We start from the raw sequence: 13,002 nt of genomic DNA on the forward strand, positions 1-13,002 counted from the left end.
GGCCTCAGGCCTTAGTCGTTGGTGTCGCGCCAGCCCTGGCAGCACAGCTCTTGCCACAGGCCCCGCGCCCGCAGCAACCGTTCCGCCAGCTCCCGCACCGCCCCAGCACCGCCGCGGCGCAGCAGCACGGCATCCGCCTGGCGGCGCAGGGGCGGGGTGGCATCGGCGGTGGCCACCAACAGGCCCACCTGGCCCAACGCTGCCAGATCGTTGAGATCGTCGCCCACAAACAACGTGGTTTCAGCGCCGCGGCCCAGCTGGTCATACAAACCGCGCAACGCCTGGGGTTTGTCCTTCACACCCACCAGGCAATGGCGCACCCCCAACTGCTGCGCCCGCACGTTGGTGGCACCGCCGCGGCCGCCGCTGAGAAACACCACCTCGAGCCCCGCTTGCAACAACAATTTGATCCCCATGCCATCGCGCACATCGAAGCGCTTGATCAGCTCACCCTCCGGGCCATGCCAGAGGCCTCCATCGGTGAGCACCCCATCCACATCCAACACCACCAGATCGATCCTGGGCAGCAAATCCCGCTGGCACCACCAGCCATAGCGGTGCTGCATCCTGCGAATCAACGCTGCCATGGAGGCGCCGGGGAAGGCCATCGAGTGCGGCGACTGTATGGCGTGTGGGCTTGATCGCTAACGGCTGCTCTCCCGCAGAGCGGCCAACAACGCCTTGCGCCGCCGCCGCCATCGCCAGGCGCTCTGCACCAGCAAAGCCACACCGATCACCAAGGCCGGCACGGCTTGGAGTCGATCGGAACCCTGGCGTAGCACCAGGCCCACCAGACCCAACACGATCAACAGCGGCGTGGCCAGGGCCAGAAGATCGCGGCTAAGGCGCGAACGGGACGGCATCAGCGGCAGGCCTCCATCCAGCGCAGCAGGCTGGCGCTAAGCACCTCCACCCCCACGGCCAGACAGGCCTCATCGGGCCGGAAGGTGCTGCTGTGCAGGGGCGTGCAGCCCTCGGGCCCCGCCACCCCCAAGCGGAACATCGTGGCGCGGCTGCCTTGCTGCAGTTCCGCGAAATCCTCGGCGCCCAGTGAGGGCTGCTCCAACCACAGCACCTGCTGGCGTCCTAACAGCTCCGTGGCCGCGTCTGCTACCAGCTGGGTGAGCTCGGGATCGTTGTGCACCGGCGGCGAGATGCAGCGGTAGCGCACGCGGGCCTCGCCGCCATAGCCGGTGCAGATCGCCTTCACCGTGTCTTCGATCCAGCCCGGCAGCTGGGCATGCAGCTCCAGATCCAAACAGCGCACCGTGCCCAGGAGGCGCACGTGATCGGCAATCACGTTGAAGGCCTTGCCACCTTCAATCCGCCCAAAGCTCACCACCACCGGGTGCAGGGCATCGAGGCGGCGGCTGATGGCCTCCTGCAGGCCGCTCACCACCCGCGCTGCGATCCAGATCGCATCGGTGCTCTGGTGGGGGCGCGCCCCATGGCCGCCTTCCCCGAGCACCTCCACCTCCAGCTCACCCGCCGCGGCCGTGAGGCTGCCGCTGCGCACGCCGATGCTGCCCGCCTCCAGGCTGGGGAACACGTGCACACCAAACAGCGCCTCCACCCCCTCCATGGCTCCATCGGCACGCATCCAGGCAGCACCCTGGGCCGTTTCTTCGGCGGGCTGAAACAGCAAACGCACCCGAGCGCTGAGCTGATCCGCCAGGGGCGCCAGGATCCGCGCCACCCCCAGCCCCACCGTGGTGTGGATGTCGTGGCCGCAGGCATGCATCAAACCTTGATGCACTGAGGCATAGGGCACACCACTGCGCTCCTCCACCGGCAGAGCATCCAAATCCACCCGCAGCGCCACGATCGGGGCGCGCTCAGGCCCCAACTCCGCCAGCACCCCCGTACGCCCCACACCCTCCTGAACCCGCCAGCCAACGCTGCGCAGTTCACCGGCCACCAAAGCGGCGGTTTGATGCTCGTTACCGCTCAGCTCGGGGTGGGCATGCAGATGGCGGCGGATCGCCACCAGGTCCGGCAGCTGCGCGGCCACGGCCGCCTTGAGCTGCGCTGCATTCATCCGTTATCGAGGGCGAGGAAATCGCTGAGAGCCTGCACCGGCTCAGGGGGCCAGCGCCGTATCTCGAGCAGCCATTCTGGCTGCCGGTAGCGCGGATCGAGCCCCGACGCCGAGGCCCAGTGGCTTTCCGCCTCGCCCCGGGACCCCCGCCGCCAGAGCAACGCCGTGAGGCCAGCGCGGGCGTCAGCAAACAGAGGGTAACGCCTGATCAGCCGGCGCAACTCCGCCTCCGCCTGATCCAGCTCCCCCAGCTGAAACGCAGCCAGGGCGGCACTGGAGCGAGCCATGGCAAAGCCCTGGCGCGTGTCCGCCGCTTCCACAAAACTGTCGCGAGCCTGTATCCACTGGCCGCGGGAGCCCTGGACATTGCCGAGGTTGTAGAGCGCCGAGGCATCCGGCGGCTCCCCCGCCGCTGCATTGGCCTCCAGGATCCAGCGGTAATCCGCCTCTGCCGCATCCCAGCGCTGCAGGGCTTCCTCCGCAGTTCCGCGGTTGAGATGGGGATCCGCACTGATTGGATCGAGCTCCATCGCGTGGGTTTGATCGGCGATGGCCGCCTGGGGATCCCCCAGGGCCAGCTGCACATTGCCGCGGTTGCTCCAGGCGGCGGCGTCATTCGGGGCGAGCTCCAACACCTGATCCCAGAGGGGCAGCGCCCGGCGGAAATCGCCATCGCGGCTGGCGCTGAGGGCCTGATCAAACAGCTGCGGCAGGGCTGTTGCCACCAGCAGCTGCAGGCTCAAGAGCACGGAGAAAAGGGCCGTCATCGGGTCACGCGGCGCTCGGCTCCGGATGGGCCTGCAGGTGTGCCAGGCCTGCTTCGGTGATCACACGACCTCGCGGCGTGCGCTGCAGCAAACCCTGCTGCAGCAGAAACGGTTCCACCACGGCTTCGAGCGTGGCGGGATCTTCGCCGAGGCCGGCCGCCAGGGTGTCGAGCCCCACGGGCCCCCCGCCATAGCCGTGCTGCAGCAAATGCAGCAGGCGCCGGTCGCTGGCATCCAGGCCGCGCCCATCCACCCGATGCAGGCTGAGGGCCTCGTGCACCAATTCGGGGCTCACGCGGCCATGACCTCCCACGGCGGCCACATCGCGCACACGCCGCAGCAGGCGATTGGCAATGCGGGGAGTGCCGCGGCAGCGGCGGGCTACCTCCAGGGCGGCGCTGGCGTCGAGCTCGATCTGCAACAGGCCTGCTGCCCGCAGCACGATCGCCTGGAGGTCATCGAGCCCGTAGAACTCCAACCGCTGGATCAGGCCAAAACGATCCCGCAGCGGTGAAGTAAGCGAACCCGCCCGCGTGGTGGCCCCCACCAGGGTGAAGGGAGCAATGGGGAGGCTGCGGGTGCGGGCGGTGGTGCCTTTGCCCACGGTGAGATCGAGGCGGAAGTCTTCCATCGCCGGATAGAGGATCTCCTCGGCCACGCGGTTGAGCCGGTGGATCTCATCGATGAACAGCAGCTCCCGCGGCTCCAGGTTCACCAGGAGGCCCACGATGTCGCGCGGGCGCTCCAGGGCCGGCGCACTGGTGATGCGGCAGCGCACCCCCAGCTCTTCGGCCAACACCAGCGCCATGGTGGTTTTGCCCAGGCCCGGAGGGCCATAGAGCAGCACATGATCGAGGGCTTCTTCCCGGGCGCGGGTGGCTTCCACCGCAATGCCCAGCACCTGCTTGAGCTCCCGCTGGCCGATGTAATCGGCCAGGCGGCGTGGGCGCAGCGAGTCTTCCCGCTGGATCGGGGCCTCTGGGGCAGCTTCTGAGCTCTTTTCGTTGGCATGGGCCGCAGGATCCACCAGGCGCTGCGGCTGCCGCGGCCCGCGAGCGGCGGCGGAGCCTGATCCGGAAGACACGATCGCCATCGCTCGAGGGTACCGGCGCTGGCGGCGGGACGGGAGATCCCTAGGGTCGGTGCAGCAACGGCAAGAGTGATGGCAAAGGGCGGGGGCAAGAAGAGTGCCAAGGCCCTGCGGGATGCCGCCAACAAGCTGCTGGCAGATAACCGCTTCGCGCGCCATCAATACGAGATCCTCGAAACCCTCGAGTGCGGCATCGAGCTGCTCGGCACGGAGGTGAAATCGATCCGAGCCGGCCAGGTGAACCTGCGCGATGGCTTCTGCCTGATCCGCAACGGCCAGCTGCAGCTGCACAACGTGCACATCTCCCCCCACAGCCACGCCGGGGCCTACTTCAACCACGACCCGCTGCGCATGCGGCCGCTGTTGGCCCACCGCCGCGAGATCGACAAGCTGCGCGTGGCGCTCGATCAGAAGGGCCTCACCCTGATCCCCCTCAACCTGCATCTCAAGGGCTCCTGGATCAAGGCCACCATCGGCCTGGGCAAGGGCCGCAAGCTGCACGACAAGCGCCAGGAAGAGCGCCGCAAACAAGACATCAAAGACGCCAAGGCCGCCATCGCGCGCTTCTGACGATCGGGCGTTCAGCGACTGCCAGCCACACGAGCGGTAACCAGACGCCAGCGCTCATCAAGCGAGCCATGGCCCCGTGGAACGACCTTTTGAACCAGAAACACGTCACACAAAGAATCTGCACAGTCCGTACGGAGTTCTGTTTTTGCGTCAGGCGTTCACCTGGGCACCGGTTGGTCCGGCCTCGCGAAGAGAAGACTGGGGCTAGTCAGTCGGCGCAGGCTGCGGCTGGGCAGAGTCCTGTCGGGTCGGCGCGACAGGGGCGTTCGCAGGGGCTGGCAGCAGAGGGGAGGGTGCAAGCGTCGGCTCGGGCGGGGCCACGGGCCGCAGCGCCGCTGGATCGGCCCGCAGCGACAGGGTGATCAGCGCCGCAGCCAGGCCCTCGTTGGTCACCAACAGCTGCACCGGCGAGCGCTGCACCGAGCCGAGATTCACCACCCGCAAAGGGCCGCGAGCCTCCAGCACCGCTCCATCGGCGCCAAACAGGCTCATCTGCATCAGCGGGGAACCGTTCACCCCCAGCACCAGGCCACTACCCACCGGCAAGCGAATCGGAAACAAGCGCGCTCCCCCTGCCGGCACCGACGCCGAGATCACCGTGGTTTCCCCCAACCGGGCCTGAATCGCTTCGATGCGCACCTGGGCCAAGCCCTGCTCCGCAGCGGCATACCAGAGCTGGCGGAAGGGCTCCGGCGGAATTTCACCGCCGGAGCGCCCCGGCAACAGGTTCTGGGCGCTGCCCGACACCAGCTGCTCCACCACCGCACCGCTCAAGCCCTGGCTCACCAGCGCCGACCGGCGCCGACGCCAATCACCGGCGGTGAAGCTTCCAAGACGGGTGCGCAGCTCCAGGGGCAGCTGCTCCACCCGGCTCAGCCAGTCTTCCGCCAGCTGATTCCACACCTTGCGCAGCGGGGCGTCATCCAGGCTGTCGCTGGGCAGCCTCCCGCCCCGCTCGGGGTATTGGGCCAGCAGGCTGGCATCCACGAGCTTGAGAAACCAGCCCCGATCGATCTGCAAGGCCCGCAGGCGATTGAGCAGCTGCTGGCGCTGATTCACCTCCGCCGGCGGCAGGCTGCTGGGCAATTGCAGGCTCGGCGCGGCCGTCGGGCCCAACACCCGGCCACGGCTCAACACCAACCAGCCCAGCCCCGTGCCCAACACCGCCGATGCCACTAGGGCGAGCACCACCGGCCACAGCCGCCCCTCAGCGGCCTCCTCCTTGAGCTCCTGGCGCGTGCGCGGCACGGGAGCTGCGGCTGCAGAAGCGGCCGCAGCTGTCACAACCGGAAGAGCGGGTTCCGCCGCCACTGGGGCTGCAGCGGCGACCGGAGGCGGCACGAGCACCACAGTGCGATCGGCGCGGGCTACAGGCCCCGTGCTGTCAGGCATTGGGATCTGTTGCAGGGCCTGCAGAGCGGCAGACGCGGAGAGAAAGCGCTCCTCGGCGCCTGTGCTGAGCAGCCGCGCCAACACCTTCTGAAGGGCCGGCAAGGCATCCAGGCTCACGGGCCAGCGCCAGGCCAGCGTGGCGGGATCGAGGAGCTGGGCCGGTTCCTCGCCACTGAGCAGCACCAGCGCCACCACCGCCAGGCTGTAGAGGTCCATCCAGGGCTCCGGTGCTTCACCGCGCCCCCGCTCTGGCGGGGCGTACCCCGGGGTCACCCCGCCCGGGCCGAAGTCGAGCAGCACGGGCAGACCGTCGCGGTCGCGGCGCAGCAGGTTGGCGGGGCTGAGATCCCCGTGGCAAAGCTGCTGGCTGTGGAGCACCGCCAGAGCCGGCAACAGCTGCCGCAGCAGCAGCACCACCTCGCCGGCGCCAAACACCAGTTGCCGCTCCCGCCGGCCCTGCAGCAACTCGGCGAAGGTGCTCCCCTCCTGCCATTCCCGCGGCAACCACAAGGCGCCGTCTTGCACGATCAGTTCGCCGAAGCGAGGCACCTGGGGATGCAACACCCCCTGCAGCCGCGGCCAGAGGCTGCGAAAGGTGTGCTGCAGCTGCTCCTGCTCAGCCGGAATCCGCCGTAACGCCACGGGGGCTTCGCCCGCCAGCTGATCGGCCGCCCGCCAGAGCTCACTGCACTCGGTCGCCGAGAGCTGTCGGTCCAGCCGATAGCGACCGGCGATCAGCGGAACGTTCGGATGGACGCTTGTGTGATCGGTCGTGGCAGAGAGGTCCAAAACCGGAGCAACTCAGGCTGCGCGCACAGGTTGCTCCAACCCCTTGCTGCTCAGCCACTGACCGTCATAAAGCCGTGACCGGTAGCGATCGCCGCTGTCGCACAGCACGGTGACGATCGTGTGACCGGGACCCAAGCGCCGAGCCGTCTTCACCGCTGCGGCCACGTTGATGCCCACCGAGCCGCCCAGGAACAACCCTTCCTGCCAAAGCAGGTGGTAGATGGTGGTAAGCGCAGCCTGATCGTGGATGCGCACGGCATCGTCGATGGGCGCACCCTCGAGATTGGCCGTAACGCGGCTGTTGCCGATGCCCTCGGTGATCGAGCTCCCATCGCTGGCCAACTGACCGCTGATCGCCCAGCTGTACAGCGCGCTGCCATAGGGATCAGCCAACACGCAACGCACCTTGGGGTTCTGCTCTTTCAGGTAGAGCGCCACACCGGCGTAGGTGCCCCCGGTGCCGGTGGCGGCCACCCAGGCATCCACCTGGCCACCGGTCTGCTCCCAGATCTCCGGGCCGGTGGTGTTGAAGTGGGCGCGGCGGTTAGCCAGGTTGTCGAACTGATTGGCCCACACCGCACCGGGGGTTTCCTCCGCGATGCGGCCGGAGAGGCGAACGTAGTTGTTGGGATCGCGGTAGGGAACGGCGGGCACCGTGCGCACCTCCGCGCCAAGACTGCGCAGCAGGCCGATCTTCTCGGCCGACTGGGTTTCCGGGATCACAATCAGCGCCTTGTAGCCCCGGGCGTTGCACAGGTGCGTGAGGCCAATACCGGTGTTGCCCGCCGTGCCCTCCACCACCGTGCCGCCGGGCTTGAGCAGGCCTTGTTCTTCCGCTTCCTGGAGGATCCCGAGGGCGGCGCGGTCCTTCACCGAGCCGCCGGGATTCATGAATTCGGCCTTGCCGAGGATCTCGCAGCCGGTGGCCTCACTGAGGGCATTCAGCCGGATCAGCGGCGTGTTGCCGACAGCCCCCACGAAGCCGGAGGTGATTCCCGGAGCCTTGGCCGCCATGCGCTCGCTACCACGCGTTCTGCAGTGGCGCGATCGTAGGGGGCTTGCTGCCAGAGCTACGAGATTGCCTGGCAACGCGGAGAGCTGGCTCAAAACAGGCAGGGGTGGCCGGCCCGACGCCGTAGCAAGCAAGAGATCCTGAATCGGCCACTGAGAGGCCAATCAAGGGTTCAGTGTCTTGCACTCAGCAGCACCTTGACTTTTAGGAGTTTGCTGAAAAACCCGTCCACCTCTGCGAAAATGGAGCAACTGCTCACCTGAGATGCGAGGTCACCGGGAGCGCAGCGGTTCCCTGTTCTCCTACGTCTCGATCGAGGAGCGCATCCCGGCCAGCCACCCGCTGCGGCGGATCCGGAAACTGGCGGATCAGGCCCTCGATCGACTCAATCCCACCTTCTGTGCGCTGTATGCCGCAGAAGGTCGGCCCTCGGTTCCTCCGGAACAACTGCTGCTGGCCTCGTTGCTGCAGGCGTTTTACGGCATCCGCTCGGAGCGTCTGCTGTTGGAGCAGCTCAACTACAACCTGCTGTTTCGTTGGTTTGTGGGGCTGAGCCCGGATGATCCGATCTGGCATCCCACCACGTTCACCAAGAACAGGGAGCGGCTGCTCAATGAGCAGGTGATGGGGACGTTCCTGGAGAAGCTGATGGCGGCTCCCGAGGTGAAACCGCTGCTCAGCGATGAGCACTTCTCCGTCGATGGCACGCTGCTGCAGGCCTGGGCGTCCCATGCATCTCTGGAGCGGATCGATGGGGAGGACGATCCACCGGCACCACCGTCAGGCCCCGGTGAGGGCTTTGGTTCTCCCACAGGCGGAAAGAAGCGTGCCAAAGGCGACTTCCGCGGCATCAAGCTCAGCAACCAGACCCATCGCTCCAGCACCGATCCCGACGCGCTTCTGTGCCGGAAATCCAATGCCCACCCGGCACTTCCCAGCTATCGGGGGCATGTGCTGATGGACAACCGCCATGCCCTGATCGCGGACTGCAGGGTGACGCAGGCAGTGGGCACTGGGGAGCGGGATGCCGCCAAGACCATGGCTGCTGCCATCCCTGGTGCCCACCAGAAAACCCTTGGTGCCGACAAGAACTACGACACCCGGGGCTTTGTCGCCCAAATGCGGCAGCTTGGCGTGACTCCGCATGTGGCGCAAAACACAGCTCGCCCTGGTGGATCAGCAATCGACAGCCGCACCACCCGCCACGAGGGCTACGCCAAGTCGATCAACGCCCGCCGCGGCATCGAGGAGGTGTTTGGTTGGATCAAGCAGTGGAGCGGGCTGCGCCAGTTCAAAGTGCGCGGTACTGAGAACGTCAGCGCGGTGTTTGGCCTGCATGTGATCGCCTCCAACCTGATCCGGCTGGGCAACCTGCTCAAGCCAGTGATGGCAGCGGCATGACCATGAACAGGTCGTTGCCCCGAAGTGTGACCAGGCGGCAGCGATCAGGCAGCCTCAATAGCGCAACAGGCCTGAAATCGGCCGCTTCGGTGACTGCCAGGAAAGATGATGCTCCTGCTGCTGTTCAAGCAGCCATCGTCAACGTAGCTGGTTTGAATTCGTCTTCCGCTGGCGGTGGATTGATCCAAACCACTTCTGGCTGACGCCAGCAGCGTGGGGATCGTGACCACCGGCGTGGGTTTCGCTGGCGTGCCTGCTCGTAGACGACAGCGCTGTCCTGAACAGGGATTCGGAGTAGGGGTTGTCGTTGGACACTCTTGGTCTCGAGAAAGACCTGAGCACGCCCAGTTCCTCCAGCCGGGTTTCCAGCGTGGCGGCACGCATGGCATTGCCGTTGTCGGCGTGCAGAACCAAAGGTTGCTTACGGCCCTTGCTGATTCGCTCTCTCAAGCACGCCCTACCCACCAGATCCGCTGCAATGGCTGGCTCTTCTCGCTCAGCGACATCCCACGCCACAACCTTGCGGCTCCAAACGTCGATCACCAGATAGAGGTACAGCCACACACCTCGCACGGTGGTGGGTAGGTAGGTGATGTCCCAGCTCCACACCTCGTTTGGACCAGCAGCCTTGAGCCGTGGCACCGGTCTTGGTTCCTGTGGTGGTCGTGCACGACCCCGCCGGTGAACCTGACCGTGGGCGTGCAACACCCGGTAAAAGCTACGTTCCGAACCGATATAAAGCCCGCGATCAGCCAGAACAGGCACGATTTGCCCTGGCGGCAGCGCTGCAAATTCAGGCTCGTTGCAGGTCAGCAGGATCCGCTGGCGTTCCTCCTCACTGAGGCGGTGAGCCACGTGCCGGCGGCTGCCCTTACGCCGGTCGACGCCATCACCGTCACCAGAGAACTGACGGCGCCAGCGCTGCAGCGTCGACAAGCCCACGCCCAGAAGCAGCGCAAGCTCACGGGCTCGGGCACCATTTGCCATGCCCTCATCAAGGATGTCCAGGGCCTTCCGGCGATCGTCGGGTGACGTCAATCGTCCCCGTCCTCTCCCCAGAAGGCCTGAATCTTTTTTGAGGCAATCAGCAGTGCAGCCGCCTCCGCCAGGGCTTTCTCCTTGCGGCGGAGCTCCTGCTTGAGCCGCTTGATCTCCTTCTGATCCTGTGCGCGGAGGCGTTCAAGCTCCTTCTGCTCTTTCAAGGTGAGCACTGGCTTCTCGTTGGCATCCTGGGATGCTTGCCGCCACCGCTCCACCTGCTCCGGGTACAAACCCCGCTCTCGGCAATAGGCACTGAGTTCGGTGGCGTTCAACCCAGCGGTCTCGAGCACCACCGTGAACTTGTCGGTGGCTCCCCAGCCCTCAGGATCCTTCTCGGATGCCGGCACCACCTCTCCCTGCAACCGCCAGGCCTTCCTCCAGTTGTAGAGGGTGACCACGTGAATGCCCAGCTCTGCTGAGATCTGGGCCACGCTCTGCCGGTACGGGGGACTCATCCGCCTTCTCACATCAGCTTTGACGGCCTCGCTGTAACGACGCATCGAATCGCTCCATCAAACCCCCTGGTTGAAAAAGTGATCGGATTGGAGAGGCGTCATCTTTCCTGGCAGAGGGGGCTTTGAGCCCCTGAAACCCTGAAACCGAGCCCGAACGGAGTGTGATCAGTTCTCCGGAAGGAAAAACGGCCTCGTGAGGCGGTTTTTCTGCAAACTCTTAGGTGCTGCCCAGGGCAACCCAAGAGACCTGGCAAGCAGTGCCTTGTTGAACGGTCGGGCGCCGTTGTTGATAAACATGTGGAGATACCAGACGGGATCGTCGGGGTTGAGGGCAACAAACCAGCTCAACAGCAGGTTGTAGTTGAACGGCGCAGACTGCGTCGCAAAAGCTTTCTGAGGCGCAACCGAAGTCCGGCAAAACATCCAGGGCTAGCCATTAAGAATTACCTCATCGCAGTCACAAAGGAGCTCGGACGACTTGCCGGCAAGGTCCTGGGTAGTTTTAAGTAGATACAGAAGCTGGTGATCAAATAGATCGCAAACGGAAATACACCACTCCATCTCCTCAGCCGATGCCCAAGTCAGCCCTAGGTCCACTGAACACAGCCAGCGACATCATCGATGCATTGACCAGTATCGAGAGCGGTCAAACACCAGCTTTGAAAGCGGCGATTCGTAACTACCAGCGAATCATTAGAAAAGCAAATGACCAGAGAGCCACGAGCAGCACGGTATGGCGAGACCTTTACCAGCCAGTCCGCCAGTTGCTTCAAGGCCTTGGATATCAAGTCAAATACGGCCAAGCAGCCTGGGTGAAAGCAAGGAGGTGGTTGAACAAGGGCACTGACCGGCCAGACAAGGACTTCGATATTGAACTAAGAATCCAAGCCCAAGCCTTCAGCAACCTGGAGAGGGCTGAGGTTCATGCCATGGCAGATTTAATGGAGAGAATCGTCATCAAAGACGTGCCGGATATCAACATAGGCAAGCGGGTCATTGATGATTTAGAAGTGAAGGTTAAAGCAGCCCCCCTAGATAGCGCTGCGCTAGCACAATGCAAAGTATTGACAGCTAGATACGCCCGAGCCACTCCAGCCAATACCGTGCATGGAGCGCTACCTCTTCAGTCGGTGATTACAGTGAATTCGAACTATAAGGAGGAATTACTTGACCATGAGTTGCTAGATGACGTGATCTTGCACGAGATGTTTCACGCCCTGGGATTCGACGGATCGATTTTAAAGCAAAAGATGCTCATTGGCTATGATTACTCCTTTGGCGGCTCCAATGCCCGTCAAGCCCTGGAATGGGCTGTGAATACACTGTCTGACGAAAAGCGTCATGCTATTGACAAACAAGAGGGATTAACAGGGGGGCTCTATATAGACAATTCAGATGCCACATCAAGTCATTGGGCGTTTGGTTTTTTCCAGCAGAAACAGCCCTTCTTTGCCGAGGAGCGCTCACTGCCCGCCGATCAACCCTTTCTGAGCAAAGATATCGTGAGTGGTCAAGCTCTCAGGCCCAGGCGCTTGAGTGGCGAGTTGATGACGGCAATAACTCCAGGACATAAGACTTTGTTCGTGCAGCCCTGGCTTTCATGGACTTCGATTGCTGCACTAGAAGATCTTGGATATCACACCATTTTTGGCCAGCAGGCAAAACTTGGACAGAATAACTCAAAGGCTCACATGGTCGCGATCGACTTTATAGAGCCTAATGCTGCAATCCAAGACCTATTTCTCTGAGGACCTCACGATGACGAATGATCTAGTAGTCGTGCTTCGCCGGAATGCTGACCCAGGGGATTTACGGCAGTTGGCACAGACGCTTGACGTGCTAGCAGTCCAGGACTTTGAGCAGCTTGGAATGCAACGCTGGACCATCAAGGCCGATAGAAGCCGACCAGAAAATTGGCTTCGATGTGTTGAGCAGTTAAAAAACAGCCCCCTGGTTCGAAGCGTTGTGCCGGATCAGCACTTCTCCCTTGACGATTTCTCGTCGGCGCTGCCCAATGATCCTCTGTTGATCGTTAAGGGTGGCTGGGGCTACGAGGATCAAAACATTCAATGGTCATTGATTAATAATGGACTATTTGAAGGGTCATTTTCTAGTCCCACATTATACGATGCCGATATTGATGCAGCCGAGGCCTGGCAGTTTGTAGAAGCGCTACCAGGTGAACCCAAAGAGACCATCGTCGCCGTTTTTGACACAGGCATTGACTGGGCACATCCCGATCTGCAAGCAAACATGTGGACAAATCCTGGCGAGGTAGCAGGCAACAGGATTGATGATGATAACAATGGATATATCGATGATGTTCACGGATACGACTTTGCCAATCACGATCCTGATCCGATGGATAGTGACCCAGAGTCAAGCGGGCATGGCCTGGCTGACCGACACAAGTGCGAGACCCGCTGCGACAGAACGGGTCTCAGTCG

General features: G+C 63.7%; 14 protein-coding genes and 1 pseudogene. 4 read left to right on the forward strand and 11 right to left on the reverse strand.

Going from position 1 to position 13,002, the window contains the following annotated elements:
• Positions 1–11: 11 nt before the first annotated feature.
• From H9532_RS11155 to ruvB, 5 genes are all read right to left on the reverse strand, one after another.
• The gene (locus tag H9532_RS11155; protein WP_296368477.1) at positions 12–566 is read right to left on the reverse strand and encodes an HAD family hydrolase; all 555 of its coding nucleotides are present in this window, start codon (positions 564–566) and stop codon (positions 12–14) included.
• 78 nt (positions 567–644) lie between these two features.
• Positions 645–863 carry a DUF3188 domain-containing protein gene (locus tag H9532_RS11160; RefSeq protein ID WP_296368453.1) on the reverse strand — a complete coding sequence of 73 codons (219 nt, stop codon included), beginning with the start codon at positions 861–863 and terminating at the stop codon, positions 645–647.
• Positions 863–2,038, reverse strand: coding sequence for an amidohydrolase (locus tag H9532_RS11165; protein ID WP_296368454.1), 1,176 nt, complete (start codon positions 2,036–2,038; stop codon positions 863–865). Before H9532_RS11165 ends, H9532_RS11160 begins: the two co-directional genes overlap by 1 nt.
• The gene (locus tag H9532_RS11170; protein WP_296368456.1) at positions 2,035–2,805 is read right to left on the reverse strand and encodes a tetratricopeptide repeat protein; all 771 of its coding nucleotides are present in this window, start codon (positions 2,803–2,805) and stop codon (positions 2,035–2,037) included. Before H9532_RS11170 ends, H9532_RS11165 begins: the two co-directional genes overlap by 4 nt.
• A 4-nt stretch (positions 2,806–2,809) precedes the next feature.
• A complete protein-coding gene (gene ruvB, locus H9532_RS11175; RefSeq protein WP_296368458.1) occupies positions 2,810–3,898 on the reverse strand; it encodes a Holliday junction branch migration DNA helicase RuvB in 1,089 nt (362 codons plus the stop codon).
• A gap of 69 nt (positions 3,899–3,967) precedes the next feature.
• Here ruvB and smpB point away from each other — a divergent pair, with 69 nt between their 5' ends.
• A complete protein-coding gene (gene smpB / locus H9532_RS11180) occupies positions 3,968–4,465 on the forward strand; it encodes an SsrA-binding protein SmpB (protein WP_296368460.1) in 498 nt (165 codons plus the stop codon).
• Between the two features lie 204 nt (positions 4,466–4,669).
• Here smpB and H9532_RS11185 read toward each other — a convergent pair whose 3' ends face one another.
• A complete protein-coding gene (locus H9532_RS11185; protein WP_296368462.1) occupies positions 4,670–6,646 on the reverse strand; it encodes a phosphotransferase in 1,977 nt (658 codons plus the stop codon).
• Between the two features lie 12 nt (positions 6,647–6,658).
• Positions 6,659–7,660: a cysteine synthase A gene (locus H9532_RS11190; protein WP_296368464.1), complete on the reverse strand. Its 1,002-nt coding sequence runs from the start codon at positions 7,658–7,660 to the stop codon at positions 6,659–6,661.
• 262 nt (positions 7,661–7,922) lie between these two features.
• Between H9532_RS11190 and H9532_RS11195 the strand changes: the two genes are divergently transcribed.
• Positions 7,923–9,059 (forward strand): IS5 family transposase, encoded by a 1,137-nt coding sequence (locus tag H9532_RS11195; RefSeq protein ID WP_296368466.1) that lies wholly within the window; start codon positions 7,923–7,925, stop codon positions 9,057–9,059.
• 138 nt (positions 9,060–9,197) lie between these two features.
• On the opposite strand, the gene H9532_RS11200 is transcribed toward H9532_RS11195, so the two are convergent.
• From H9532_RS11200 to H9532_RS11215, 4 genes and pseudogenes are all read right to left on the reverse strand, one after another.
• Entirely contained in the window at positions 9,198–9,701 is a 504-nt protein-coding gene (locus H9532_RS11200) for a DDE-type integrase/transposase/recombinase (protein ID WP_296368479.1), read from the reverse strand.
• Between the two features lie 120 nt (positions 9,702–9,821).
• Positions 9,822–10,046: pseudogene (locus tag H9532_RS11205) on the reverse strand (helix-turn-helix domain-containing protein); the annotation flags it as partial.
• 47 nt (positions 10,047–10,093) lie between these two features.
• Positions 10,094–10,555, reverse strand: coding sequence for a helix-turn-helix domain-containing protein (locus tag H9532_RS11210; protein WP_296368468.1), 462 nt, complete (start codon positions 10,553–10,555; stop codon positions 10,094–10,096).
• Positions 10,556–10,720: 165 nt separating this feature from the next.
• On the reverse strand, positions 10,721–10,903 hold the full coding sequence (locus H9532_RS11215) for a hypothetical protein (RefSeq protein ID WP_296368469.1): 183 nt from the start codon (positions 10,901–10,903) through the stop codon (positions 10,721–10,723).
• A 224-nt stretch (positions 10,904–11,127) separates the two neighbouring features.
• On the opposite strand from H9532_RS11215, the gene H9532_RS11220 reads away from it, so the two are divergent.
• Positions 11,128–12,303 (forward strand): hypothetical protein, encoded by a 1,176-nt coding sequence (locus H9532_RS11220; protein WP_296368472.1) that lies wholly within the window; start codon positions 11,128–11,130, stop codon positions 12,301–12,303.
• On the forward strand, positions 12,275–13,002 hold a 728-nt coding region (locus H9532_RS11225), incomplete at its 3' end, for a S8 family serine peptidase (protein ID WP_296368473.1). The genes H9532_RS11220 and H9532_RS11225, both read left to right, overlap by 29 nt.

The organism is Vulcanococcus sp. Clear-D1 (assembly GCF_014654725.1).
Lineage (GTDB): Bacteria > Cyanobacteriota > Cyanobacteriia > PCC-6307 > Cyanobiaceae > Vulcanococcus.

Bases quoted from the DNA above. Each gene is read 5' to 3' on its own strand.
- H9532_RS11220 (WP_296368472.1), top strand. From the start codon at position 11,128: ATGCCCAAGTCAGCCCTAGGTCCACTGAACACAGCCAGCGACATCATC.
- ruvB (WP_296368458.1), bottom strand. From the start codon at position 3,898: ATGGCGATCGTGTCTTCCGGATCAGGCTCCGCCGCCGCTCGCGGGCCG.
- H9532_RS11170 (WP_296368456.1), bottom strand. From the start codon at position 2,805: ATGACGGCCCTTTTCTCCGTGCTCTTGAGCCTGCAGCTGCTGGTGGCA.
- H9532_RS11160 (WP_296368453.1), bottom strand. From the start codon at position 863: ATGCCGTCCCGTTCGCGCCTTAGCCGCGATCTTCTGGCCCTGGCCACG.
- H9532_RS11195 (WP_296368466.1), top strand. From the start codon at position 7,923: ATGCGAGGTCACCGGGAGCGCAGCGGTTCCCTGTTCTCCTACGTCTCG.
- H9532_RS11190 (WP_296368464.1), bottom strand. From the start codon at position 7,660: ATGGCGGCCAAGGCTCCGGGAATCACCTCCGGCTTCGTGGGGGCTGTC.
- H9532_RS11155 (WP_296368477.1), bottom strand. From the start codon at position 566: ATGCAGCACCGCTATGGCTGGTGGTGCCAGCGGGATTTGCTGCCCAGG.
- H9532_RS11165 (WP_296368454.1), bottom strand. From the start codon at position 2,038: ATGAATGCAGCGCAGCTCAAGGCGGCCGTGGCCGCGCAGCTGCCGGAC.
- smpB (WP_296368460.1), top strand. From the start codon at position 3,968: ATGGCAAAGGGCGGGGGCAAGAAGAGTGCCAAGGCCCTGCGGGATGCC.
- H9532_RS11210 (WP_296368468.1), bottom strand. From the start codon at position 10,555: ATGAGTCCCCCGTACCGGCAGAGCGTGGCCCAGATCTCAGCAGAGCTG.